The 24,936-nt window shown below is 70.8% G+C and carries 26 protein-coding genes; 11 read left to right on the forward strand and 15 right to left on the reverse strand.

Going from position 1 to position 24,936, the window contains the following annotated elements; genetic code table 11:
• Positions 1-3 precede the first annotated feature (3 nt).
• From WBA97_RS11405 to WBA97_RS11415, 3 genes are read right to left on the reverse strand one after another with little or no spacing between them, the layout of a single operon-like run.
• Positions 4-699, reverse strand: a complete 696-nt coding sequence (locus WBA97_RS11405; RefSeq protein WP_424230720.1) for a 2OG-Fe(II) oxygenase — start codon at positions 697-699, stop codon at positions 4-6.
• Positions 696-1,343 (reverse strand): methylated-DNA--[protein]-cysteine S-methyltransferase, encoded by a 648-nt coding sequence (locus WBA97_RS11410; RefSeq protein ID WP_424230721.1) that lies wholly within the window; start codon positions 1,341-1,343, stop codon positions 696-698. The genes WBA97_RS11405 and WBA97_RS11410 overlap by 4 nt, the downstream gene beginning before the upstream one ends.
• A complete protein-coding gene (locus WBA97_RS11415) occupies positions 1,340-1,804 on the reverse strand; it encodes an RNA polymerase sigma factor (protein ID WP_424230722.1) in 465 nt (154 codons plus the stop codon). The genes WBA97_RS11410 and WBA97_RS11415 overlap by 4 nt, the downstream gene beginning before the upstream one ends.
• Before the next feature lie 126 nt (positions 1,805-1,930).
• Here WBA97_RS11415 and WBA97_RS11420 point away from each other — a divergent pair, with 126 nt between their 5' ends.
• The 3 genes from WBA97_RS11420 to WBA97_RS11430 all read left to right on the forward strand — a co-directional run bounded on the left by WBA97_RS11420 (position 1,931) and on the right by WBA97_RS11430 (position 4,252).
• Positions 1,931-2,236, forward strand: coding sequence for a putative quinol monooxygenase (locus WBA97_RS11420; RefSeq protein ID WP_424230723.1), 306 nt, complete (start codon positions 1,931-1,933; stop codon positions 2,234-2,236).
• Between the two features lie 175 nt (positions 2,237-2,411).
• Positions 2,412-3,281, forward strand: coding sequence for an NAD(P)-dependent oxidoreductase (locus WBA97_RS11425; RefSeq protein ID WP_424230724.1), 870 nt, complete (start codon positions 2,412-2,414; stop codon positions 3,279-3,281).
• Between the two features lie 104 nt (positions 3,282-3,385).
• Complete coding sequence (locus WBA97_RS11430) at positions 3,386-4,252, forward strand: aldo/keto reductase (protein WP_424230725.1); 867 nt, start codon at positions 3,386-3,388, stop codon at positions 4,250-4,252.
• A gap of 52 nt (positions 4,253-4,304) precedes the next feature.
• Here the strand turns inward: WBA97_RS11430 and WBA97_RS11435 are convergent, their stop codons facing one another.
• The 7 genes from WBA97_RS11435 to WBA97_RS11465 all read right to left on the reverse strand — a co-directional run bounded on the left by WBA97_RS11435 (position 4,305) and on the right by WBA97_RS11465 (position 12,078).
• Complete coding sequence (locus WBA97_RS11435; protein WP_424230726.1) at positions 4,305-5,672, reverse strand: rhamnulokinase; 1,368 nt, start codon at positions 5,670-5,672, stop codon at positions 4,305-4,307.
• Positions 5,669-7,690, reverse strand: a complete 2,022-nt coding sequence (locus WBA97_RS11440; RefSeq protein ID WP_424230727.1) for a bifunctional aldolase/short-chain dehydrogenase — start codon at positions 7,688-7,690, stop codon at positions 5,669-5,671. Before WBA97_RS11440 ends, WBA97_RS11435 begins: the two co-directional genes overlap by 4 nt.
• Before the next feature lie 94 nt (positions 7,691-7,784).
• Entirely contained in the window at positions 7,785-8,807 is a 1,023-nt protein-coding gene (locus WBA97_RS11445; RefSeq protein ID WP_424230728.1) for a LacI family DNA-binding transcriptional regulator, read from the reverse strand.
• Between the two features lie 145 nt (positions 8,808-8,952).
• The gene (locus tag WBA97_RS11450; protein WP_424230729.1) at positions 8,953-10,206 is read right to left on the reverse strand and encodes an RNA polymerase sigma factor; all 1,254 of its coding nucleotides are present in this window, start codon (positions 10,204-10,206) and stop codon (positions 8,953-8,955) included.
• A 16-nt stretch (positions 10,207-10,222) separates the two neighbouring features.
• Entirely contained in the window at positions 10,223-10,609 is a 387-nt protein-coding gene (locus WBA97_RS11455; protein ID WP_424230730.1) for a YciI family protein, read from the reverse strand.
• A gap of 11 nt (positions 10,610-10,620) precedes the next feature.
• Positions 10,621-11,049: a YciI family protein gene (locus tag WBA97_RS11460; RefSeq protein WP_424230731.1), complete on the reverse strand. Its 429-nt coding sequence runs from the start codon at positions 11,047-11,049 to the stop codon at positions 10,621-10,623.
• 84 nt (positions 11,050-11,133) lie between these two features.
• A complete protein-coding gene (locus WBA97_RS11465; RefSeq protein WP_424230732.1) occupies positions 11,134-12,078 on the reverse strand; it encodes a helix-turn-helix transcriptional regulator in 945 nt (314 codons plus the stop codon).
• Between the two features lie 164 nt (positions 12,079-12,242).
• Here WBA97_RS11465 and recQ point away from each other — a divergent pair, with 164 nt between their 5' ends.
• From recQ to WBA97_RS11490, 5 genes are all read left to right on the forward strand, one after another.
• Positions 12,243-14,060: a DNA helicase RecQ gene (gene recQ / locus WBA97_RS11470; protein WP_424230733.1), complete on the forward strand. Its 1,818-nt coding sequence runs from the start codon at positions 12,243-12,245 to the stop codon at positions 14,058-14,060.
• 112 nt (positions 14,061-14,172) lie between these two features.
• On the forward strand, positions 14,173-15,390 hold the full coding sequence (locus WBA97_RS11475; protein ID WP_424230734.1) for a M50 family metallopeptidase: 1,218 nt from the start codon (positions 14,173-14,175) through the stop codon (positions 15,388-15,390).
• Between the two features lie 27 nt (positions 15,391-15,417).
• Positions 15,418-16,341 (forward strand): LysR family transcriptional regulator, encoded by a 924-nt coding sequence (locus WBA97_RS11480; RefSeq protein ID WP_424230735.1) that lies wholly within the window; start codon positions 15,418-15,420, stop codon positions 16,339-16,341.
• A gap of 99 nt (positions 16,342-16,440) precedes the next feature.
• Positions 16,441-17,850 (forward strand): OFA family MFS transporter, encoded by a 1,410-nt coding sequence (locus tag WBA97_RS11485; RefSeq protein WP_424230736.1) that lies wholly within the window; start codon positions 16,441-16,443, stop codon positions 17,848-17,850.
• A gap of 8 nt (positions 17,851-17,858) precedes the next feature.
• The gene (locus WBA97_RS11490) at positions 17,859-17,990 is read left to right on the forward strand and encodes an MFS transporter small subunit (protein ID WP_424230737.1); all 132 of its coding nucleotides are present in this window, start codon (positions 17,859-17,861) and stop codon (positions 17,988-17,990) included.
• Between the two features lie 11 nt (positions 17,991-18,001).
• Here WBA97_RS11490 and WBA97_RS11495 read toward each other — a convergent pair whose 3' ends face one another.
• Entirely contained in the window at positions 18,002-18,541 is a 540-nt protein-coding gene (locus WBA97_RS11495) for a TetR/AcrR family transcriptional regulator (RefSeq protein ID WP_424230738.1), read from the reverse strand.
• Entirely contained in the window at positions 18,538-18,861 is a 324-nt protein-coding gene (locus WBA97_RS11500) for a DMT family transporter (protein ID WP_424230739.1), read from the reverse strand. Before WBA97_RS11500 ends, WBA97_RS11495 begins: the two co-directional genes overlap by 4 nt.
• A gap of 65 nt (positions 18,862-18,926) precedes the next feature.
• Here WBA97_RS11500 and WBA97_RS11505 point away from each other — a divergent pair, with 65 nt between their 5' ends.
• On the forward strand, positions 18,927-20,060 hold the full coding sequence (locus tag WBA97_RS11505) for an L-talarate/galactarate dehydratase (protein ID WP_424230740.1): 1,134 nt from the start codon (positions 18,927-18,929) through the stop codon (positions 20,058-20,060).
• Between the two features lie 23 nt (positions 20,061-20,083).
• Here WBA97_RS11505 and WBA97_RS11510 read toward each other — a convergent pair whose 3' ends face one another.
• Positions 20,084-20,632, reverse strand: a complete 549-nt coding sequence (locus tag WBA97_RS11510; RefSeq protein WP_424230741.1) for a type 1 glutamine amidotransferase domain-containing protein — start codon at positions 20,630-20,632, stop codon at positions 20,084-20,086.
• 110 nt (positions 20,633-20,742) lie between these two features.
• Here WBA97_RS11510 and WBA97_RS11515 point away from each other — a divergent pair, with 110 nt between their 5' ends.
• Complete coding sequence (locus WBA97_RS11515; protein ID WP_424230742.1) at positions 20,743-21,366, forward strand: alpha-ketoglutarate-dependent dioxygenase AlkB; 624 nt, start codon at positions 20,743-20,745, stop codon at positions 21,364-21,366.
• Between the two features lie 34 nt (positions 21,367-21,400).
• Here the strand turns inward: WBA97_RS11515 and WBA97_RS11520 are convergent, their stop codons facing one another.
• Positions 21,401-21,682 (reverse strand): metal-sensitive transcriptional regulator, encoded by a 282-nt coding sequence (locus WBA97_RS11520; protein ID WP_424230743.1) that lies wholly within the window; start codon positions 21,680-21,682, stop codon positions 21,401-21,403.
• A 195-nt stretch (positions 21,683-21,877) separates the two neighbouring features.
• Between WBA97_RS11520 and WBA97_RS11525 the strand changes: the two genes are divergently transcribed.
• Positions 21,878-23,593, forward strand: coding sequence for a gamma-glutamyltransferase family protein (locus tag WBA97_RS11525; RefSeq protein ID WP_424230744.1), 1,716 nt, complete (start codon positions 21,878-21,880; stop codon positions 23,591-23,593).
• Here the strand turns inward: WBA97_RS11525 and WBA97_RS11530 are convergent.
• On the reverse strand, positions 23,575-24,936 hold a 1,362-nt coding region (locus WBA97_RS11530), incomplete at its 5' end, for an aldehyde dehydrogenase (NADP(+)) (RefSeq protein WP_424230745.1). The two genes, WBA97_RS11525 and WBA97_RS11530, sit on opposite strands and share 19 nt — an antisense overlap.

A 24,936-nucleotide genomic window follows, 5' to 3' on the forward strand; every position in this document is an offset into this window, starting at 1 on the left:
ACCTCATGCCGCGTCGTGAAACACCAAGCCCAAAGTGTGCCGTCGCCCCGACCTGATCACCGACACACCGTGCCGCACCGGCGACGCCGACCAGCCGCGTGCCGACCGCACCGGCCGGTCCCGGGTGGTGAAGACCAGGCCATGGCCCTGTGGGAGCAGCGTCGCCGTGCCACGCGACTGTGCGCGTGGCCGCTGTTCGACGAGCAGGAACTCGCCGCCGGTGTGGTCGACACCCGGCTCGTTGAGATTGATCACAACCTGCAGCGGGAAGACCTTGTCCCCGTACAGATCCCGGTGCAGCGCGTTCCAGTCGCCCTCCTCGTAGCGCAACAGGATCGGCGTCGGGCGGGTCTGGCCGGCCTCGTGGCACTCGTCGAGCCACTCGTCGAGAGTGTCCGGCCAGCGCTCGTCCCGGCCCAACCGCGCCGTCCAGTCCCGTGCGATGGGCAGCAGGTGCGGGTACAGCGCGGCGCGCAGCCAGGAGACCGGCTCGGGGAACGGGTCCCGGAAGTACCGGTACTGCCCGCGCCCGAACCGGTACCGCGCCATGTCGATCGTGGCGCGGAACCGGTCCGGCTCGTCGTAGAGCGCGGCGATGTCGGCGCACTCGCGGGTGGTCAGCAGCCGGGGCAGGAGCGCGCAGCCGTACTCGTCGACCTCCTCGGCGACCGCGCTCCAGTCGGCGTCGATGCCGGTCACGCCGCCTCCATGGTCAGCAGGGTCCGCTTGGCGTCCGGCCCGCCCGCGTAGCCGCCGAACGACCCGTCTGAGCGGACGACCCGGTGACACGGCACGACCACCGGCACCGGGTTGGTGGCACACGCGGTCCCGACGGCCCGTACCGCCTTCGGACTACCGGCGGCGGCCGCCACCTCGGCATACGTTTCGGTACGCCCGTATTGGATCGCGGGCAGGTGGTCGACCACGGCCCGCCGGAACCCGCGCGTGAGCCGCAGGTCCAACGGCACGTCGAACGCGGTCCTGCGGCCCGCGAAGTACTCGTCGAGCTGCCGCGCGACGGCGTCGAGGCGGGCGGGGGCGTGCAGGATCCGGGGGCTGACGGTTTCGGCGAGCCGCGCCAGCTCCGCGTCGTGGCCGACGTTCTCGTACACGACCCGCACCAGCCCGGCCGGGGTGGCGGCGAGCAGCAACGAACCGACGGGCGTGTCGACCGTCCGGTAGGCGAGGTCGAGCAGCCCTTCCCGCTCGGCGTCGGCGACGAGCCGTGCGTGCAGCCGCGCCTGTGCCTCGTCGTCTTTCAGCGGCAGGTCTCTCAGCGGCAGATCTCTCGGTGGCAGATCTCTCGGTGGCAGATCTCTCGGTGGCAGTGCGTCGAAGTTCATGCTGTCTCCTCCTCCGTGTACAGCGCGCGGAGACGTTTCATGCCGTCGGCGGCGGCGCGGCGGGCGGCGTCCTCGGTGCCGCCGGTGATCGCGGCGATCTCCCGGTAGGGCAGCCCGGCGAGGTGGTGGTAGGCGACGGCGAGCCGCTGCTTGTGCGGCAGCTCCGCGAGCGCCGCCCAGAGGTCGCCGTGCCACTCGTCGGCACGCCCCCGGTCGGGCACCTCGGCCACGGCCACGGGCCGCCTGCGCTCCGCCCGCCACACGTCGAGCGCCTTGCGGTGCGCGATGGTCACCAGCCACGCCTCGACGTTCGCGTCCGAGGGCAGCCGGGGGTACGCCTTGAGCGCGGAGAGGAAGGTCTCCGACCACGCGTCCTCGGCATCCGATGGCCCCAGCACCGCGCGGCACACCCGCAGCACCATGGCCCCGTACTCGTCCACGATCCGCTCGAAAGGTCTCACACCAGGAAGACGCCGTGATCCCACAGAACGTGAGATTGCCATGTCCGCCGCCGTCGCGTTCGTCCAAGCCGAGTGTCGGTGGCCCGTGCGACGATCCCGGCCATCGGCGAAAGACCAGGAGGAACAGTGCGGTACGGATACTTCGGCACCATGCGGGTCAAGCCGGGCCACCGGGACGAGGTGGTGGCCACGCTCGTCAGCGGGCAGGAGGGCCTGAGGGCGGCGGGCTGCGACCTGTACATGGTCGGCGTGTCGGATGACGACAAGGACCTGGTGTGGGTCAACGAGGTCTGGGTCAGCAAGGAGGCGCACCACGCGTCGCTGCGGTTACCCGAGGTGAAGGCCTCGATCGAGAAGACGATGCCGCTGCTCACCGGCGAGTTCACCGGCCAGGAACTGGACATCGTCGGCGGACTTGGCGTCCCCGGCTAGTGCCCCGTCAAGGTGAAGTGGGTCGTTTGTCCGTGGATCCAGGTGGTCGCCGGCAAGGCGCGGGAAAGCCGCTCGTACCGGGTTGTACTCGGGCTTTCCCGCAACGCCGCCAGCGGCCCGCCTGGCCGAGGAGAAACGTGCCCGATCCACCTGGACGGGCACTAGGGTTGGCCGCATGGCAAAGGTCGGGTTTGTCGGGCTCGGGATCATGGGACTGCCCATGGCCGTCAACCTCGTCCGTGCCGGGCACGACGTCACCGGCTTCAACCGCAGCCCTGGCAAGACGGCCCGGTTCGCCGAACAGGGCGGGACCGCCGAGGACGACGTGCGAGCGGCGGTGCGCGGCGCCGAGGTCGTGATCACGATGCTGCCCGACTCCCCGGATGTCGAGGCGGTCGCCGACGACGTGCTGACCGCGAAGGGCGCGCTGTGGATCGACATGAGCACGATCGCGCCTGCCACCGCCCGCGCGGTCGCCGAACGGGCGCGGCAGGCCGGGGTCCGGGCGCTCGACGCGCCGGTCAGCGGCGGTGAGCAGGGCGCGGTCGACGGCACGCTGTCGATCATGGTCGGCGGCGCGGACGATGACGTGGCGGCGGCCCGGCCGGTGCTGGACGTGCTCGGGAAGACGATCGTCCACGTCGGACCGGTGGGCAGCGGGCAGACGGTCAAGGCCGCGAACCAGCTGATCGTCGCGGGCACCATCGGGCTCGTCGCCGAGGCGCTGACCCTGTTGCGGGCCCAGGACGTCGACCTGACCTCCGCCGTCGAGGTGTTGTCGGGCGGGCTCGCGGGCAGTGCCGTGCTGGACCGCAAGGCGACGCAGATGCTGACCCACGAGTTCACGCCCGGCTTCCGGGTCGACCTGCACCACAAGGACCTCGGCATCGCGCTCGGCTCGGCCAGGGAGGCCGGGGTGCCGCTCCCCCTCGGCGCGGCGGTCGCCCAGCTGATGGCCGCCGCCCGCACGCAGGGGCACGGCGACCTCGACCACTCGGCACTGCTGCTGGTGCTCGAACAACTGGCGGGGATCAGCCGGGACTGAAGCGCCCAACGCGACGAGTGTCACTCCATCGAGCGAACGGACGCCGACAGCGAGAAGCTGGGCACGTAGAAGGTCCAGAGGCAACACCGCAGGAGGCTTCCGAAATGCAGTCCCGCCGCATCGGCGACACGCAGGTCAGCGCCATCGGACTCGGTGGCATGCCGCTGTCCATCGCGGGCAGGCCGGACGACGAGCAGCGCTCCGTCGACACGATCCACGCCGCGCTCGACGCGGGCGTCACGCTGATCGACACCGCCGACGCCTACTCGCTGGACAACAGGGATGTCGGGCACAACGAGTCGCTCATCGCCCGCGCGGTCGCGAGCTTCGGCGGCGACACGTCCGGCGTGCTGATCGCGACCAAGGGTGGCCACACCCGCGCCGAGGGCGGCGGCTGGGGCCTGAACGGCTCACCCGAGTACCTCAGGCAGGCGTGCGAGGCGTCGCTCAAACGGCTCGGCGTCGACGCGATCGGCCTCTACCAGTTCCACCGGCCGGACCCGTCGGTCGACTACGCCGAGTCGGTCGGTGCCATCCGCGACCTGCTCGACGCGGGCAAGATCCGGTACGCGGGCATCTCCAACGCCAACCCGGACCAGATCCGGCTGGCCAACGACATCCTCGGCGGCAGGCTCGCGAGCGTGCAGAACGAGTTCTCGCCCGCGTTCCGGTCCAGTGAGCCGGAGCTTCGCCTGTGCGACGAGATGGGCATCGCGTTCCTGCCGTGGAGCCCGCTCGGCGGCATCGCGAAGGCGGGTGACCTTGGCTCGATCTTCGCGCCGTTCGCGGCGACCGCACGGGACAAGGGCGTGAGCCCGCAGCAGGTGTGCCTCGCGTGGATGCTCGCCAAGTCCCCCGTCGTGATCCCGATCCCGGGTTCGTCGCGGCCCGCGACGATCCGCGACTCGGCCGCCGCGGCGCACCTGACGCTGACACCGGAAGAACTCGCCCGGTTGGACGCCACGCACTGAAACGCCCCAGTACCACCCGCTGCCACGGTCCACGAGGTCGACTGGGCGCTGCTCACCCGCGAGCGGAGCGAGCGCGTGACACAGGCTGATAGCGCGTGACCGGCTGTGTGGCCCGGGTCAGGGCCCGCAGCCTGGTCAGGTCGCCGTCGAGGGCACCCAGCGCGCGGGCCTGGACGAGCACGTTGCCGATGGCGGTCGCCTCGACAGGGCCCGCCACCACCGGCAGGCCGCACGCGTCCGCGGTCAGCTGGCACAGCAACGTGTTCCGCGCCCCGCCGCCGACGATGTGCACGACGTCGACGGCCTTGCCGGACAACGCCTGCGCGTCCTCGACGGCCCGCCGGTGCGCGTCGGCGAGACTGTCCACGACGCACCGGACGATCGCGGCACGGTCGGCGGGCACCGGCTCACCCGCGCGGCGGCAGGCGTCGACGATGCGGGCGGGCATGTCGCCGGGCGGCAGGAACACCGGGTCGTCGGGATCGATCACGGCGCCACGTGGCCGGTCCGCCGCGGCCCGCAGTAGCCCGGCGGTGTCGGCGCCCCACTCCCGCACGCATTCCTGCAGCAGCCACAGTCCCATCACGTTGCGCAGGTAGCGCACGGTGCCGTCGACACCCAGCTCATTGGTGAAGTTGGCTGCCCTGCTGGCTTCCGTGAGCACCGGGGAGTCCAGCTCCACCCCGACGAGCGACCACGTGCCGCACGAGATGTAGGCGAACCGCTCGTGCTCGGCGGGCACGCCGACCACCGCGGAGGCCGTGTCGTGCGAGCCGACCGCGATGACCGGCACACCGCCGTTCTCGCCGAGCACCGTCCCCGGCTCCCGCAGCGGCGGGAACAGCGCCGGGTCGGCACCGACCTTCTCGATCAGCCCGGTGGCCCAGGTCCGGGTACGCACGTCGAGGAGCTGCGTGGTGGACGCGTTGGTGACCTCCGCGCCCTGCTCGCCGGTCAGCCAGTACGCGAGCAGGTCCGGGATCAGCAGGAGCCGCCGCGCGAGCCCCAGCCGGGGTTCGGCGGCCAGCTGGTGGATCGTGTTGAACGGCAGGAACTGCAACCCGGTGGTGGCGTACAGCTCCTGTGCGCCAAGGCGTTCGAGGTTGTCGCGGGCGTGCGCGGTCCGTTCGTCCCGGTAGTGCACGGGGTTGCCGAGCAGCGCGCCGTCCGCGTCGATCAGCCCGTAGTCGACGGCCCACGAGTCGATGCCGATCCCGTCGACGGGTCCGGCCGCCGCCAGCCCGTCGAGCACTCCCTGGTACAGCGCGAGAATGTCCCAGTGCAGGGTGCCATGTGCCCGAACAGGACGGTTGGGGAACCGGTGACACTCCCGCAGCTCCAGGGTGTCCGCGCCCACCGACGCGGCCATCACCCGCCCGCTCGCCGCGCCGAGATCGGCGGCGGCCACCATGACACTCATCGGAGGAAAGCGGCCGCGACCCCGGCGTCCACCGGCACGTGCAACCCGGTCGTGAGCGACAGGTCCCCCGCGCACAGCGCGACGATCGCCGCCGCGACGTGCTCGGGCAGCACCTCCCGCTTCAGCAGCGTGCGTTTGGCGTAGAACGCGCCAAGCTCCTCCTCGGGCACCCCGTACACGGCGGCCCGCTGCGCGCCCCAGCCACCGGCGAAGATCCCGGAGCCGCGGACCACGCCGTCGGGGTTGATGCCGTTGACACGGATCCCGTACCCGCCCAGCTCGGCCGCGAGCAGCCGGACCTGGTGGCTCTGGTCGGCCTTCGCCGCGCCGTACGCGACGTTGTTGGGACCGGCGAACACGGCGTTCTTGCTGGAGATGTAGACGATGTCGCCGCCGATGCCCTGCTCGATCATGATCCGCGCGGCCTCACGGGAGACGAGGAACGAGCCCTTCGCCATCACGTCGTGCTGGCGGTCCCAGTCCTGCTCCGTGGTCTCCAGCAACGGTTTCGACACGGACAGGCCCGCGTTGTTGACGATGAGGTCGACGCCACCGAAGGCCAGTACGGCGGTGCGGAAGGCCTCGGCGACCGCGTTCTCGTCGGTCACGTCGACGGTCACCGCGAGACCGGTCTCGCCGATCTCCTCGGCGACCTGCTTGGCCGAGTCCGGGTCGCGGTCCGCGACGACCACGCACGCGCCATCGGCCGCGAGCCGCAGCGCGGTGGCACGGCCGATGCCGGAGCCGCCGCCGGTGACGAACGCGACGCGGGTGGCGAGGGGTTTCGGCTTGGGCCGCCGCCTGAGCTTCGCCTCTTCGAGCGCCCAGTACTCGATGCGGAACTTCTCGCGTTCCTCGATCGGCTCGTAGGTCGAGACCGACTCGGCGCCGCGCATCACGTTGATGGCGTTGACGTAGAACTCGCCCGCCACACGCGCGGTCTGCTTGTCCGCGCCGAAGCTGAACATGCCGACACCGGGCACCAGCACGATGGCCGGGTCCGCGCCACGCAGGGGTGGGCTGTCCGCGTCGGCGTAGCGCTCGTAGTAGGCACGGTAGTCGGCGCGGTAGTCGTCGTGGAGTTCCTTGAGGCGCGCCAGAAGCTCGTCCAGCGGGGTGGTCGGCGGCACGTCGAGGACGAGCGGGCGGACCTTGGTGCGCAGGAAGTGGTCGGGGCAGCTCGTGCCCTTCGCGGCCAGCTCACCGAGGCGTTCGCGGGCGAGGAAGTCCAGCACCCCCTCGGCGTCGGTGAAGTGGCCGACCTGCGGGTGGTCGGTGGAGACGAGCCCTCGGACGGCCGGGGCGATGCGTGCGGCCAGCAGTGCGCGGTCGGCCGGCGCGAGTGTCTCCACCACGACCGCGCCGAACGGGTCGGGCCTGCCGTGCTCGTCGAGGTAGCGCTGCGCGGCCGAGATGATCTCGAGCGAGTTAGCCTCGCACTCCTCGCTCGTCGCGCCCCACGCGGTGACGCCGTGGCCGCCGAGGACCACCCCGATCGCCGTCGGGTTGTCCCGCGCCACGGCCGCGATGTCCAGTCCCAGCTGGAATCCCGGCCGCCGCCACGGCACCCAGACCACCCGGTCCCCGAAGCACTGACGGGTCAGCTCGGGCCCGTCGACGGCGGTCGCGAACGCGATGCCCGCGTCGGGATGCAGGTGATCGACGTGCGCCTGCTCGACGAGGCCGTGCATGGCGGTGTCGATGGACGGCGCCGCGCCACCCCTGCCGTGCAGGCAGAAGTCGAACGCGGCGACCATCTCGTCCTCACGCTCGACTCCCGGGTAGACGCCCGTCAGCGCGCGGAGCCGGTCGAGGCGCAGCACGGCGAGCCCACCCGAGGTGAGCGTGCCGAGGTCGCCGCCGGATCCCTTGACGTACAACAGGTCGACGTCCGTGCCGGTGACCGGATCGGTGGCGGTGGTCTTGGCGGAGGTGTTGCCGCCTGCGTAGTTGGTGTTGCGCGGGTCCGCCCCGAGCCGGTTGCTCCGTCGCAACAACGCCTCGACCTGGTCAGTCATGCCGCCCTCTGCCGTCGAGTTAAACGTTTCAATTCGACCATCAGCATGGTGGAGCCACAGAGGAGTGTCAAGGCACGCACCGGTTCCCGGCGCCTCATCGCTGGATCCGGGTGGAGGCCCGCACGACCAGCTCCGGCCGGAACCGGACCTGCTGGTGGGAGTGCGCCACCTCCCCGGACGCCTCCTCCAGGAGCAGCCGCGCCGCGGTGCGGCCGAGCAGCTCCCTCGGCTGGCGCACCGACGTGAGCGGCACCGCCGCGGCCTCGGCGAACTCGATGTCGTCGTAGCCGACCACGGCGAGGTCCTTCGGCACGGAAAGGCCCTGCCGGGTCATCGCCTGCAACAGCCCGAGCGCGAGCAGGTCGTTGGCACAGAACGCGGCGGTCGGCCGCCGCGCGGCGGGCAGCCCGACGAGCCGCTCCCCCGCGCGCCTGCCCTCGGCCACGGTCAGCGCCTCGGTCTCCATCCGCGTCAGCTCGGCCGGTCCGCCGGTGGCGAGCGTGGCCTCCTGCGCACCCCGGTAGCGGTCGCGCACCTGCTGCACGGTCATCGGGCCACCGACGAACGCGATCCGCTCGTGCCCGGACTCGAGCAGGTGGGTCATCGCCAGCTCACCGCCGAGCACGTCGTCGACCGCGACCGAGCACTGCGCCTCGTCATCGGACGGGCAGTCGACGAGCACCACCGGCATGCCCCGGCCGGGCATCTCCGCGAGCCGCTCGCCGCCAGGGTCGATCGGGGTGATCAGCACCCCCTGCACCCGCTGCTCACGCAACCGCTCAAGGTACTCGCGCTCCCGGATGCCGTCCTGGTTGGAGTTGCACAGGTAGACGACCATGCCCTCGGCGCGGGCCGCCTCCTCGACGCCGCGCGCGACGTCGATGAAGAACGGGTTCGCGGCGTCCATCACCACGTACGCGATGGTCCTGCTCTGCCCCGCCCGCAGCTGGCGCGCGGTCTCGTTGCGGACGAAGCCCAGCTCGACGATCGCGGCCCGCACACGCAACCGGGTCGCCTCGCTGACCAGGTGCGGGCGGTTCAGCACGTTCGACACGGTGCCGATGGACACGCCAGCGACCGCGGCCACGTCCTTCATCCCGGGAGTGCCGTCGGTCATGCCGGCCCCTCGTCAACGCGACCACGTCGCGACGCTCCGCAGGCTCCGCTACCGCGCCGTGGCACGCGCTGACTCCGTGCCGTCCTGAACATCGATGATTCCCTCGCAAGCTCGGTCAATATCGATGATTCCCTCGCAAGCTCGGTCATTCCGCCGCTCGCTTCAGCATCAGCGCGCGTTCCCGCTCGTTGCGGGTGAGCGACGCGGCCCGCTCGAACTCCGCGCGTGCCTCCTCGGTGCGGCCGAGCTTGGCCAGCAGGTCACCGCGCACACTCGGCAGCAGGTGGTAGCTCTGTAGCGACGGCTCGTCGAGCAGCTCGTCGACGACGTCGAGCCCGACCTGCGGGCCGAACGCCCGCGACAGCGCGACGGCCCGGTTCAGCTCGATCACCGGCGATGGCACGAGCTGCACGAGCCGCGCGTACAGCGCCGCGATCCGCACCCAGTCGGTGTCCTCCGGGGTGCCTGCTCTCGCGTGGCAGGCGGCGATCTCGGCCTGCAGCACGTACGGACCCATCGGCGCCTCCAGCTCGGCCGCCCGCGCGAGTGCCGCGAGGCCGCGCCGGATCAGCAGCTGGTCCCACTTCAGCCGGTCCTGGTCGTCGAGCAGGACCGGGGTACCGTCCGGCGCGGTCCTGGCACGGGCGCGGGAGGCCTGGATCTCCATCAGCGCGATCAGGCCGTGTGCCTCCGGCTCCTTGGGCACCAGCTCGGCGAGGATCCGGCCCAGCCGCATCGCGTCATCGCACAACCCCGGCCGCATCCAGTCGTCGCCGCCGGTCGCCGCGTAGCCCTCGTTGAAGACCAGGTACACGACCTCGAGCACGGAGGCGAGCCGCTCCCCCAGCTCGGCCGCGGCAGGCACCTCGAACGGGATCTTCTTCTGGGCGAGGGTCTTCTTGGCCCGCACGATCCGCTGCGCGATCGTCGGCTCCGGGGTGAGGAACGCGCGGGCGATCTCCTCGGTGGTCAGCCCGCCGAGCAGACGCAGCGTGAGCGCCACTCTGGCCTCGGTGGACAGGACCGGGTGGCAGGAGATGAAGACCAGCCGCAGCAGGTCGTCGGAGATGTTGGAGTGGATCGCGTCGAAGTCCGGCTCCGCGTTGGGCGGCTCGGCGGTCTCCAGGTCGCGGCCGATCTCGGTGACCTTGCGGTCCAGCGTCTCGCGGCGGCGGAACATGTCGATGGCGCGCCGCTTGGCGATGGCCATGAGCCAGGCACCCGGGTTGTCCGGGACGCCCGACTCCGGCCACTTCTCCAACGCCGCGACCAGTGCGTCCTGCGCGAGCTCCTCGGCGAGACCGACGTCGTGCACCATGCGGGTGAGCCCGGCGATCAGCCGGGCCGACTCGATGCGCCACACGGCGTCTATCGCACGATGGGTCTCCAGCGTCGGCATGCGCCTATCAAAGCAGTTACCCGCCGTGGTTCGCTGTCACCGCCGCGATCAGGTCGCCCGCTTCGTAGACCTGACGGATCTCGACGTCGGACTCGGCGCCGTCGGTGCACGGGATCCGCTTGACCCACTCGATCGCCTCCTCCTTCGACTTGACGTCGATCAGCCAGAAGCCGGCCACCAGCTCCTTGGCCTCGGCGAACGGACCGTCGATCACCGTCGGCGTGCCGTTCGTGAACCTGACCAGCGCGCCCTTCGCCGACTCGAGCAGGCCCTCACCGGCGAGCAGCACGCCGGCCTTGATCAGCTCGTCGTTGTACCGCCCCATGGCGGCCATCTCCTCCGCGTCCGGTTCGGCTCCGTCCTCGGACTGCTCGCTCGCCTTCACCATGACTAGAAATCGCATGCCGGTCCTCCTTATCTGCCGTCGGTCAGGTCGCGGAGGCGCTGGGTGTGCGCGCGGTTCTCGTCGGTCATCGCGTCACCGAAGTCGTCGATCTCGGCGATCCGGCGGATCTCGATCACGGCGTTGCCGTGGCCGTCCTCGACCGGCCACCTCTTCACCCATTCGACGGCATCCGCCAGCGAGTCGACCTCGATGATCGAGTACCCGGCCACCAGCTCCTTCGCCTCGGCGAAAGGACCGTCGATCACCGTCGTCCTGCCGGTGCCGGAGAACCGCACCTTGGCCCCCTTGTCGGAGGCCATGAGCCCGTCGCCGGACAACATGACGCCGGCCTTGATCATTTCTTCGTTGTAGCGGCGCATGGCTTCGAGGAGTTCCTCGCTAGGAAGCACGCCCGCTTCCGTTTCCTCGTCGGCTCTGCGAATGACCATGAAGCGCATGCCTCGTCCTTCCTCTCTCTCCAGCTCGCCTCGAAACCTAGCCGCCTACCCCACGTCGAACGACCGGAGCGGGAATCGACACGCTCATCGGGAATTCGTCGCCCTGCCTACCCGCCCGCCCAGTTCTCGCAGGTAGTCGACCAGTTCTGGAGGTTCCTCCACGGTGAACTCGCACCCGGCGGTCGCGAACCGGAACGCCAGCCACTCCAGGGTGTCGGCACCCGCCCGCACGCGACTGCTGCGCTCGTCGAGCGGCTCCGCGGTGCCGAGGTGTGCCGGCACGCGGTCCGCTGGCAGCTCGACGACGACCACGGCCTCGTAGGTGGGCACGAGGGAGTAGAGCTTGCTGGTGGCGAACGAGGCCGCGTCGCCTTCCGGCAGCTCGCGCGGCTGGTAACGGGCGCCGGTCGGCTGCGCGTTCGCGATACGGTCGACCCGGAACAGGCGCCAGTCGTCGCGCTCCAGGTCGAACGCGGCGAGGTACCAGCGGCGCCCGGCCGCGATGAGCCGGTACGGCTCGACGTGCCGCTTGGTCTCCTCGGCGTCGTGGTCCCGGTAGGCGAACCGCAGGCGTTCGTGGTTGGCCACCGCGCCCGCGATTCCGGTCAGCTGACCTGGATCCACGGCCTGCCGTTCGCCGGTGACGAGCGGGACGGTCGCCGAGGTGAGTGCGCCGACCCGGTACCGCAGCCGCGACGGCAGCACCCGCTCGAGCTTGGTCAGCGCGCGCACCGACGCCTCCTCGATGCCCCGCACGGCCTGGCCCGCGGCGGCACGCAGGCCGACCGCCATCGCGACCGCCTCCTCGTCGTCGAGCAGGAGCGGCGGCACCTCGGCGCCCGCGACGAGCCGGTAACCGCCATCGGCACCCATCGTCGCCGCCACCGGGTACCCGAGGTCGCGCAGCCGCTCGACATCGCGCCGCACGGTCCTCGGGGTGACCTCGAGCCTTCTGGCCAGCTCGCTGCCCGGCCACTCCCTCGGCGTCTGGAGCAGGGACAGCAGGGCGAGAAGACGGCCGGCGCTCATGCCCCGAGCATATGGGACCGATGCTGACCTAGTTGGCCGTCGACGGCAGGCCGAGCGCGTCGGCGCCACGCCGACGGTGCCGATCGGCGAGGTCACGGTGGGGGACACGCCTGGCCTGTGGACAACTCCACGGGCTTGTCGGTCGCCGCGCCTAGAATCGCCGCGTGACTCTCCCGGACACCGCAACCCAGCCCGCCCTGGACACGCTGCGCCGCGTGTTCGGCTACGACGCGTTCCGGGGAAACCAGCAGGACATCATCGAGCACGTCGCAGGCGGCGGTGACGCGCTGGTGCTGATGCCGACCGGCGGCGGCAAGTCGCTGTGCTACCAGATCCCCGCGCTGGTGCGGCCCGGCGTCGGCATCGTGGTGTCGCCACTGATCGCCTTGATGCAGGACCAGGTCGACGCGCTCAGGGCGCTCGGCGTGCGCGCCGGTTTCCTCAACTCCACGCAGGACTTCGGCCAGCGGCACGAGGTCGAGGCGGCGTTCCTGGCAGGCGATCTCGACCTGCTGTACCTGGCGCCGGAACGGTTGAAGGTCGAGTCCACCCTGCGCCTGCTGGACCGGGGGAAGATCTCGCTGTTCGCCATCGACGAGGCGCACTGTGTCGCGCAGTGGGGGCACGACTTCCGCCCGGACTACCTGGAGCTGTCGCGCCTGCACGAGCGGTGGCCGACGGTGCCGAGGATCGCGCTGACGGCGACCGCGACGGAGGCCACCCGCAAGGAGATCGCGCACCGGCTGAACCTGGACGAGGCGCGGCAGTTCGTGTCGAGCTTCGACCGGCCCAACATCCAGTACCGGATCGTGTCGAAGAACCGCCCGGAACAGCAGCTGCTCGAACTGCTCACCACCGAGCACAAGGGCGACGCAGGCATCGTCTACTGCCTGTCGCGGGCGTCGACGGAACGCACCGCGCAGTTCCTGTCCGCCAACGGCATCGAGGCCGTGCCCTACCACGCTGGCCTCGACGCGGGCACCCGTGCGCGCAACCAGTCCCGTTTCCTGCGCGAGGAAGGGCTCGTGGTGGTGGCGACCATCGCGTTCGGCATGGGCATCGACAAGCCGGACGTGCGGTTCGTCGCGCACCTGGACCTGCCGAAGTCGGTGGAGGGCTACTACCAGGAGACCGGCCGCGCGGGCCGCGACAGCCAGCCGTCGACCGCCTGGCTCGCGTACGGGCTGCAGGACGTGGTGCAGCAGCGCAAGATGATCGCGACCTCGGAGGGCGACGACGCGCACCGCCGCCGCCTCGGCACCCACCTTGACGCGATGCTGGCGCTGTGCGAGACGGTCGAGTGCCGCCGGGTGCAACTGCTGAACTATTTCAGCCAGGACGCCACCCCGTGCGGCAACTGCGACACGTGCCTGAGCCCGCCAGAGGCGTGGGACGGCACGATCGCGGCGCAGAAGGTGCTGTCCGCGGTCTACCGGCTGGACCGGGAACGCCGCCAGAAGTTCGGTGTCGGCCACGTCGTCGACATCCTGCTCGGCCGCCAGACGGCGAAGATCCAGCAGTTCGGCCACGAGTCGCTGACCGTGTTCGGGGTCGGCACCGAGCTCGCGGAACCGGTGTGGCGCGGCGTGATCCGCCAGCTGCTCGCCCAGGGCCTGCTGACCGTGGAGGGTGACCACGGCACGCTCGTGCTCACCGAGGCGAGCGCCGACGTGCTGGCCCGCAGGCGAGAGGTGCGACTGCGGCAGGAACCCAAGCGTGCCGCCAAACCCGCGAGGACCAAGGCGCCGCAACAGGAACTGTCCCCTGCGACGCAGCCGGTCTTCGAGAAGCTCCGCGCCTGGCGCGCGGCGACGGCCAAGGAACAGGGCGTCCCCGCCTACGTGATCTTCCACGACGCCACGCTCCGCCAGATCGCCACGGAGGGTCCCACCACGCTGGCGGCGCTGGGCACGATCAGCGGTGTCGGCGAGAACAAGCTGGCGAAGTTCGGGCAGCAGGTACTGGACACCTTGACCGGATGACCGGCGTCGCGAGGTGGACCGGTCAGCCGGGTCCGCCTGCGGCGACCGGTCTGAACAGCCGCTTTACCTGCCCTGCGTAGGCTCGCCGGAACGACAGGCGAGAGGGGCGGGTGTGCTCGCGTACATCATCGGCGTAGTGCTTTTCGCCTTGTGCATCGGTGCGTCGCTCGCCCTGCACGAGGCGGGCCACCTGCTCACCGCGAAGGCCTTTGGCATGAAGGTGCGCAGGTACTTCGTCGGGTTCGGTCCCCGGATCTTCTCGTTCCGGCGTGGTGAGACCGAATACGGGCTCAAGGCCGTCCCCGTCGGCGGGTTCTGCGAGATCGCCGGGATGACCGCGCTCGACGACGTCGACCCCGAGGACGAGCCGCGCGCCATGTGGCGCCAGAAGACGTGGAAGCGCACGGTCGTCATGGCGACCGGGCCGTTCACCCACTTCCTGCTCGGGTTCGTCGTGCTCTACGCGATGGCGGTGACGTTCGGCCTGCCGAACCTCGCCGAGAAGCCGGGCGTCTCACAGGTCTCCGCGTGCGTGCACGACGCGACGACCTCGGAGCAGCTCGCGAACATGGCGTGCGGGCCTGGCGAGACCGGTCCGGCACAGGCGGCGGGCCTGCGCCAGGGCGACGAGGTGCTGTCGGTCGGCGGGGTGTCGACGCCGACGTGGAGCGCGATGGTCGACGAGATCCAGCGCGCCGACGGCCCGACACCGTTCGTCGTTCGGCGTGGTGAGGAGACGGTGCGGCTGACCGTCGACGTCCCGCGTGTCGACCGGCCGGTCACGAACTCCGACGGCAGGGCCGACGTGGCACAGGTCGGTGTCGCGGGGGTGACGGCGACCAGGTCGTTCGACTACACGGCGTGGTCCGCGGTCGGCGGCACGGCGTCGTTCGCCGGTGACATGTTCGCGCAGACCTTCGAGAAGCTCGTCGAGTTCCCGCAACGCATCCCGGCGGTCGTTGCGGCCATCTTCGGCGGCGAACGCGACCCGGAGACGCCGGTCAGCGTCGTCGGCGCGAGCCGGATCGGCGGCGAGGCGGTGGAAGCCGGGCTGTGGCAGGTGTTCCTGCTCCTGCTGGCGGGGCTGAACTTCTTCATGGGCGTGTTCAACCTGCTGCCGCTACTGCCGCTGGACGGCGGGCACATGGCGGTGACGTGGTACGAACACGTCCGCAACCGGCTACGCGACCGACGCGGCAAGACGGCGGCCGCGCCGGTCGACTACACCAGGCTGTCGGGCATCACGATGGTGCTGGTGATGATCGGCGGCGCCGTCCTGCTACTGACGGTCACCGCAGACATCGTGAACCCGATAAGAATCACCCCATAGGCACCAGGTCGCCCTTAGGCTCTGTCCATGTTGCTGCGCCAGCTGGAGTACCTGAGTGCGCTCGCACGCGAAGGGCACTTCGGGCGGGCGGCCGAGGCCTGTCACGTCTCACAGCCCGCGTTGTCGGCCGCCATCCGCAAGCTCGAGGCGGAGCTTGACGTCCAGATCGTGCAGCGGGGCCAGCGGTTCGAGGGGTTCACCCCCGAGGGCAAGCAGGTGCTCCTCTGGGCACACCGCATCCTCGCCGAACAGGACGCGCTCCGCCACGAGCTGGCCAGCATGCGCGGTGGCCTGTCCGGCGTGCTGCGCATCGGCGCGATCCCGACCGCGCAGACGATCGCCTCGTTGCTGACGGCGCCGATGTTCGAGGACCACCCTCGGGTACGCATCTCGATCGAGTCGCTGTCGTCGCGGGAGATCGTGCAACGGCTCGCGGAGTTCGACCTCGACATCGGGTTGACCTATGTGGACGGTGAGCCGCTCGGCACGGTCCGGGTCACGCCGCTCTACCGCGAGCGCTACCTCCTGCTCACGCCCGCCGACGGCCAGTTCGCCGAGCGGGACTCGGTCGGGTGGGGCGAACTGATCGACACGCCACTATGCCTGCTGTCGTCGGTGATGCAGAACCGGCGGATCCTCGACCGCAACTTCGCGGAGGCGGGGGTCACGGTGTCGCCGTCGGTGGAGACCGACACGGTCTCGGCGATCTACGCCCACGTGGCCACCGGGCGGTGGTCGAGCGTCATCGCCCACGCGTGGTTGTACCTGTTCGGGGTGCCCGACGGCCTGAAGGTGGTGCCGCTGGACCGGCCCCGCGTCACCAACCAGGTCGGCCTCGTGCTCGCCGACCGGGACCCGGAACCGATGCTCGCCCGCGCCCTCCTCGACGCCACGAGCCGCGTCGACATGCAGGAGAAACTGGACCAACTTCTCACAACGTACGTCCGATAGACAGCGGTTATCGGCCCATCAATCACATTGCTTGACCCCCAACGACCTCCGTCAGTACGGTTCGCCACGATCATCCAGGCAGCACACCGGAGGTGCGTCTTGGCCGCCTTGTCGTTCCTCGACCGCGAACACACGGTGGCGAAGCCCGGATACAGCAGATGGCTGATCCCTCCCGCGGCACTGGCGATCCACCTCTGCATCGGTCAGGCCTACGCCACCAGCGTCTACAAGACGGCACTCGTCGCGCACTTCGACACGAGCCTCACCGCCATCGGCATCATCTTCTCGATCGCGATCGTCATGCTCGGCGTGTCGGCCGCGGTCATGGGCACGTGGGTCGAGCGGGTGGGGCCACGCGCGGCGATGTTCACGTCCGCGTGCTTCTGGGCGGCAGGCTTCCTCATCGCCTCGCTCGGCATCGCCACCACCCAGCTGTGGCTGGTGTACGTCGGCTACGGCTTCGTCGGCGGGATCGGGCTCGGCATCGGTTACATCTCGCCGGTGTCCACGCTGATCAAGTGGTTCCCGGACCGCCCCGGCCTCGCGACCGGCATGGCGATCATGGGCTTCGGCGGCGGCGCCCTCGTCGCGTCCCCCCTGTCCCGCCAGCTGATGTCGTTGTACGACAGCGACTACGACCCGACCGACTCCACGTCGGTGGCCTCCGGCAGTTCGGTCGCGCTGCTGTTCCTCACGCTCGGCATCGTCTACTTCATTGTGATGATGTTCGGCGTCTTCAACGTCCGCGTCCCGGCGCCGGACTGGCGGCCGGCGGGCTTCGACCCGGCGAAGCTCAAGGCCAAGCCGCTCGTCACCACGTCGCACGTCTCGGCGGCCAACGCGATCAAGACCCCGCAGTTCTGGCTACTGTGGACGGTGCTGTTCTGCAACGTGACCGCGGGCATCGGCATCCTCGAGCAGGCCAGCCCGATGATCCAGGACTTCTTCCGCGAGGGCGGCACCTCGACGGTCGCCACCACGGCGGCGACCGCGTTCGTCGGCCTGCTGTCGATCTTCAACATGGCGGGCCGGTTCGTGTGGTCGTCCACTTCGGACTTCCTCGGCCGCAAGCCGACCTATGTCATGTACCTCGGCGTCGGCATGATCCTGTACTTCCTGCTCGCCGTCGCCGGGCACACCGCCACCGCCGTGTTCGTGCTGCTGGCCGGTGTCATCATCTCTTTCTACGGCGGCGGTTTCGCCACCGTCCCGGCCTACCTGCGTGACCTGTTCGGCACCTACCAGGTCGGCGCCATCCACGGCCGATTACTCACCGCGTGGTCCGCCGCGGGCATCGCGGGACCGCTCATCATCAACGGTTTCCTTGACGCACAAGGAAAGCCGGGCCAGCTCGTCTACACCGACTACCGCCCGGCCCTGTTCACCATGGTCGGCGTGCTCGCCGTCGGCTTCGTCGCGAACCTGCTGATCCGCCCGGTGGCGGCGGCATACCACGAGTCCGAGCACACCGACGCGTTCGCGGAAGCCGACCGGTCGGCGAAGGGATAGGTGACCCGATGCCCGAGACAGCACCCGAGGTACGGGACCAGACCGCACGCCTGGTGATCTCCTGGCTGGTGGTGGGGATCCCGATCGTCTACGCGCTGTACCAGACCATCAAGTCGATCCTGCCCCTGTTCGGCGGCTGACTAGTTCTGGCTCAGCTCCGCACGAGCCGTTCGACGCCCGCGCGCAACGCGTCGGCGTCGACGGGTTCGTCGGTCACGAGCGCCTGCATCAGGTGGCCGTCGATCAGCGCGGCGAGCGCGAAACCCCGGTCCTTGCCCGCGAACCGGGCGCAGATGCCGCGCAGTCCGTCGATCCACAGCTGGGCCAGCGGCCGCAGCTCCGGCATGCGCGCGGCCGCGAGATACAGCTCGTACTCGAGCAGCACCTGCTCCCGGTTGTCGAGGTAGCGCATGGTCGCTTCGACGAACGTCCCGATCACGTCCCTGCTCGCCAGCAGTTCGTCGGCCCACGCCTCGAGGTCGGCGCGTGCGTACTCGATCGCCTCGCGCAGTGCGGCGGCCACGAGGTCGTCGAGCGTCGGGAAGTAGTAGGTCGTCGACCCGAGCGGGACCCCGGCCAGCTCGGCGATCCTGCGGTGGGTGACGTTGCCGACGCCGACGTCCGCGATCGCGGCCACCGCGGCGGTGACGATCTTGCGACGCCGTGCCTCCGGGTCGCGCCGGGCGGTCAATGCGCACCGCCCAGGTTGAGCACCACGACGCCGCCGATGACGAGCAGCACGCCCGCGACCTTCTGCGGGTTGATCGGCTCGCCGAGGAACACCACGCCGATGGCGACGATCGCGGCCGTGCCGAGCCCGGACCACATGGCGTACGCGACGCCGACCGGCAGGTCCTGCTTGATCGCCAGGGACAGCGCGGCGAACGCGGCCGCGTAACCGGTCAGGGTCGCGACCGTGGGCCACAGTTTCGTGAACCCCTCGGTGGACTTGAGCAGGCTCGTCGCGATCACTTCGAACGTGATCGCGACCAGCAGGAACACGTACGGCATCGCTCTACTCCCCGTAGGTGTACATCTGTACTAGTACGAACGTACACCACGATAGGGTTAGCCAGGTGCGTACAGGAGACCGAATAGACCGTGTCCGGTTGTCGCTGGTGTTTCTGCCACTCAGCTCGCCCATCAACGGCGAGAACGCGGCGATCGGACGACGGCCGCCAGTCACCGAGGTGGCGTTCCTCTTCGCGGAGCTCGGCACCACCGACGGCCATGCCGGCCTCGGCTTCAGCTACGCGACCAGGGCGGGCGGACCCGGCCTCTACGCGCACGGCAAGGAGATCGTGCCGCTGCTGCTCGGCGAGGACCCCAACGACATCGGCCGGGTGCGCGAGAAGCTGCTCGCCGCGGGCTCCTCCGTGGGGCGCACCGGGCTCGCCGCACAGGCGATCGGCGCGGTCGACGTCGGCCTGTGGGACCTCAAGGCCAAGCGCGCGAACCTGTCGCTGGCCAAGCTGCTGGGCAGTCATCGTGACGCGGTGTCGTGTTACACCACGTCCGGTGGATCTCTTTCGGTGCCGATCGAGCAGGTCATCGACAACGCCAAGCGGTCACTCGAACTGGGGGTGGGTGGCATCGGCATCGCGGTCGGCGCGCGGGACTCGGCGCGCGACGTCGAGCGGGTTCGTGCGGTCCGCGAGGCACTCGGCGACGACGTGCCGCTCATCGCCGACGCGGACCAGCGCTGGCAGCGCGTGCAGGCGAGCAGGACCGGCCACCGCCTCGACGAGTTCTCCCTGCTGTGGCTGGCGGAACCACTCGACGCACACGACACGAAGGGCCACGCGGCCCTCAACGCCGCGCTCGCCACCCCCATCGCGACCGGGTCGGCGCTCACCGGTGTCGACGAGCACTGGCAGCTGATTTCCCACGATGCGGCCGACATCGTGCGGCCGGACGCGGCCATGGTCGGCGGCATCACGCCGTTCCTGCGGGTCGCGGCACTCGCCGACCAGCACCACCTCATGCTCGCCCCGCACTTCGCAACGGAGCTGCACGTCCACCTCGCCGCCGCCTACCCTGGCGAGGCGTGGGTCGGGCACGTGGACTGGCTCGCGCCGCTGTTCAACGAGAAGGTGACCGTCGCGAACGGCGCGGTGCTCGTCCCCGACCGGCCCGGCATCGGCTTCACACTGAGCGAACGCTCACGCGTGTGGACCACAGACCGGATCGAGTTCGCCGAGTCGGTCTGATTGGCGCCTGCCGGAACGGGCCATCAGACGCGCACGCCCCCGGCGATCTCATCGACGGCCTTGGCGCAGAACGCGTCCAGGTCGCCCGGGTTGCGGCTCGAGACAAGGCCGCCGTCGATGACGACCTCCTGGTCCACCCAGGTGGCACCCGCGTTGCGCAGGTCGGTCCTCAGGCTCGGCCACGACGTCATCGTCTTGCCGCGCACCACGTCCGCCTCGGCGAGGACCCAGCCGCCATGGCAGATCACCGCGATCGGCTTGCCCGCGTCGGCGAAGTGACGCACGAACCGCACGGCCCGGTCGTCCGCACGCACGAAGTCGCCGTTGGCCACGCCGCCCGGCAGGACCAGCGCGTCGTAGGCCTCGGGACTCGCGTCGTCGATCGCGACGTCGACGTGCTTGGTGTCGCTCTTGTCGAGATGGTTGAAGGCCTGGATGTCACCCGCCGCGAGCGACACCAGCTCCGGCCGCCCGCCCGCCGAGGTGACCGCCTGCCACGGCTGGTCCAGTTCGACCTGCTCGACGCCGTCCGTGGCCAGGAAGGCCACCCTCTTGCCTTCGATCGCAGGCATTGCGCACTCACCCTTCCTTCCTCGGTGTTCCTCGGTAACGCGACTACCCCGCGTCCCGCACCGTTAACCATCTCGCTCACGTGTTCGATTGACGGTGTAGGGTGGTCGCCATGTCCGCGCTCCAAGGCTCCCTGCTCGACGACCTCGACGACGTCGGCCTCCGCCCCCTGCCCCCCGTCCGCCGCACCGAGCTGTCGGACGGCGCGTGGGTGGACGTGCGCCCCGGCTGGCTCACGGGAGCGGGCACGTTGTTCGACCGGCTGGCCGCCGGGGTGCCGTGGCGGGCGGAACGGCGGCGGATGTATGACCGCAGCGTCGACGTGCCCCGGCTGCTCTGCTTCTACGACGAGGACGCGACGCTGCCGGACCCGGTGCTCACCAGGGCCCGGGACGCGCTGAGCCACCACTACGCTGCCGAGCTTGGCGAGCCGTTCCGCACCGCGGGCCTCTGCTACTACCGCGACGGCCGTGACTCCGTCGCCTGGCACGGAGACCGCATCGGCCGGGGCAACACCGAGGACACGATGGTCGCGATCGTCTCCGTCGGCGCGCCGAGGGCGCTGTTACTCCGGCCGCGCGGGGGCGGCCCGGCCCTCCGCTACGCACTCGGGCTCGGCGACCTGATCGTCATGGGCGGCTCGTGCCAGCGCACGTGGGAACACGCGGTGCCGAAGACGGCCAAACCGGTGGGGCCGAGGATCAGCATCCAGTTCCGGCCGCGCGGCGTCCGTTGAGGACACGCGGCATCGCGCATGTCCCACAAGCAAGCTAGGAGCGCACCAACCGCGCGATCGCCTCGCTGGCCTCGCGAACCTTCTCTTCCGCGTCCTTGCCGCCATCGACCAGCGCCTGCGCCACACAGTGCTTCAGGTGCTCGTCCATCAACCCGAGTGACACCGCCTGCAAGGCCTTCGTCGCCGCCGAGATCTGGGTCAGCACATCGATGCAGTACTCGTCGTTCTCGACCATGCGCTGCAGTCCGCGGATCTGGCCCTCGATGCGGCGGAGGCGCTTGAGGAAGCCATCCTTGTCGCTGGTGTAGCCCCGCATCCGACGTCCCTTTCCCGCTGTGTCCCTCGTCCGACCACCAAGCATACCCGCAGGGGGTACCGGCGTCGATGTGTCGCCACGTCAGGGTACGGGGCGCGGGGCTCATGAGGCGGATGACCTTGCCTCCGGCCTGCCCGATCCCGTAAACGTTACGACGTGTTCACTACCCGTCCGGAACTCGCCGGCACCTTTGGCATGGTGGCATCCACCCACTGGCTCGCCTCGTCCTCGGGCATGGCGGTCCTCGAACGCGGTGGCAACGCCTTCGACGCGGCCGCGGCGGCCGCCTTCACGCTGCACGTGTGCGAGCCGCACATGAACGGCCCTGGCGGCGAGGTGCCCGCGATCTTCGTGACCGCCGAGGACCCCACCCCGCGCGTCCTGTGTGGACAGGGCGTGGCACCCGCCGCCGCCACCACGCGGCGGTTCCGGGAGCTGGGGCTGGACCTCGTGCCGGGCACCGGGCTGCTGGCGGCGACCGTGCCCGGCGCGGTCGGCGCCTGGCTGACGCTCCTGCGCGACCACGGCAGCCTGCCGCTGCGCGACGTCCTCGGCTACGCCATCGGTTACGCCGAGCACGGCCACCCGGTGGCGCAGGCCGTGGTGGACACGATCGCCGCCGTCGAGCAGCTGTTCCTCGGACACTGGCCCACCTCGGCCGACCTCTGGCTGCCAACGCCCGCGCCAGGCGGGCTGATCCGCAACCCCGCCCTCGCCGCCACCTACCGCAGGCTGGTCGACGAGGCCGAGGCCGAGGGCGGCGACCGCGAGAAGCAGCTCGACGCCGCCGTCACCGCCTGGTACGAGGGGTTCGTCGCCGAGGAGATCGACGCCTTCTGCCGGACCGAGGTGGTCGACGACTCCGGCCGCCCGCACACCGGGCTGCTCACCGGCGCCGACCTGGCGGCATGGCGCCCGAGTTACGAGCCGACCGTGAGCCAGGACGTGTTCGGCTGGCAGGTCCACAAGGTCGGCGCGTGGAGCCAGGGCCCGGTCCTGCTGGCGCAGCTGGCGATGCTGGCGGCCATGGGCGAGCCGCCCGGCGCGGCCACCGCCGAGGAGATCCACCGCGTCGTCGAGGTCGCGAAGCTCGGGTTCGCCGACCGGGACGCGAACTTCGGCGACGGCGCCGACCTGACCGCGCTGCTCGACCCCGCGTACCTCGCCGAGCGGTCACGCCTCGTGACCGGCGAAGCCGGTGCCGCGCTCCGCAACGGGCTAGGCACCCTCCCCCGGTACGTGCTCGAAGGTGGCGGCCCGGCCGGGCCAGCAGGCCTCGGTGTCGGGGAGCCGACGCTGGGCGGTCTGGAGGTCTCCCCGCAGGGCACGACCCGCGGCGACACCTGCCATCTCGACGTCGCCGACCGGTGGGGCAACATGATCTCCGCGACGCCGTCCGGCGGCTGGCTGCAGAGCTCACCCACCATCCCCGCGCTCGGCTTCTGCCTCGGCACGCGGGCCCAGATGTTCTGGCTTGAGGAGGGCCTGCCGAGCACGCTCGCCCCCGGCAGGCGGCCCCGCACCACGCTGTCCCCGTCGTTCGCGACCCGCGACGGCACGCAGCTCTCGTTCGGCACGCCCGGCGGCGACCAGCAGGACCAGTGGCAGCTGGTGTTCTTCCTCAACCACGCCGTGCACGGCATGAACCTGCAGGCCGCGATCGACTCGCCGAGCTGGCACACCACCGCGTTCGCGTCGTCGTTCTACCCTCGGCAGACCGGCACACAGCTGCTCCTCGAGGCGCGGGCCGCGGCCGCGGCCGACGAGCTGCGCAGGCGCGGTCACGACGTCGAGATCGTCGACGGCTGGTCGCTCGGCCGCATGTCCGCGATCGCCCGCGACACCGGGTCAGGGCTGCTCCGCGCGGCCGCCAACCCGCGCGGGCAGCAGGGCTACGCGGTCGGGCGGTAACCGCGCACCCCGTCGACCATGCGCGGCACGTCGAGCGGGTTGCCGTCGCGCAGCACCTCGGGCAGCAGCGCCTGCGGCATGTTCTGGTAGACGACCGGCCGCAGGAACCGCCGCACCGCCGTGGTGCCCACCGACGTGTGCCCCGGCATGGTGGTCGCCGGGTACGGGCCGCCGTGCTGCATCGCGTACGTCACCGACACACCCGTCGGCCAGCCGTTCCACAGCACGCGCCCGACCCGCTCGGTCAGCAGCGTGACCAGCGGCTCGACCTCGTCGTCGGCGAGTGAGCCGTGCACGGCGGCGGTCAGCTCGCCGGTGAACCCCCGCGCGCACGCCAGCAGTTCGTCCGCCGACGAGTACCGCACCACCATCGACGTCGGGCCGAAGCACTCCGTCAGCAGTTCGGAGCGCGCCGCGAGGAAGTCCGCCGCGTCGCAGCCGAGCAGCGTCGGCGCGATGCCCTCCCCCGCCACCAGCACCCGCACGGCCGGGTGCGAGCGCAACGCGTCGAGCCCCTCGGCGTACCGCGTCGCGATGCCCTCGTTCAGCAGCGGCGCGGCGACGTGCCCGGCCAGCGCGGCTGCGACGTGTGACTCGAAGTCACGCGCGGCCGCCGCCGGCACGAACACCAGGCCCGGTTTCGTGCAGAACTGGCCCGCGCCGAGCGTGTAGGAGTCGACGTAACCCTCCGCGATCCCCTCGGCCCGCTCTTCGGCTGCCGACGCGGTCACGAACACCGGGTTCACGCTGCCCATCTCCGCGTGGAAGGGGATGGGTTCCGGCCGCGAGCAGGCCAGGTCGAACAGCGCCCTGCCGCCCCGCGGCGACCCGGTGAACGCACCCGCCTTGATCCGAGGGTCGAGCACGAGCGCCCGCCCCTCCTCGACGCCGTGCACGAGGCCGAACACCCCGTCCGGCAGCCCGGCCGACGACAGCGCGCCGCCCACCAGCTCACCGACGCGGTCGCTCAGCAGCGGGTGGCCGGGGTTCGCCTTGAGCACCACCGGGCAGCCGACCGCCAGCGCGGCCGCCGTGTCCCCGCCCGCGACGCTGAACGCGAACGGGAAGTTCGACGCCGCGAACACCGCCACCGGCCCGACCGGCACCAGCATGCGCCGCAGGTCGGCACGCCCGCCCGCTGGCCAGCAGGTGTCGGGTGAGTCGACGGTGACCGACAGGTAGCCGCCGTCGACGACCGTCTCCGCGAGCAGCCGCAGCTGGAACGTGGTCCGCTCCAGCTCGGCGTACAGCCGGGGTTTCTCCGGCAGGTTCGTCTCCCGGTGCGCGAGCGGCACCAGCTCACCCGCGGCCGCGTCCAGCACGTCGGCCACGCGCCGCAGCGC

The sequence above is a fragment of the Actinophytocola sp. genome, from assembly GCF_049647105.1.
Classification (GTDB): domain Bacteria; phylum Actinomycetota; class Actinomycetes; order Mycobacteriales; family Pseudonocardiaceae; genus Actinophytocola.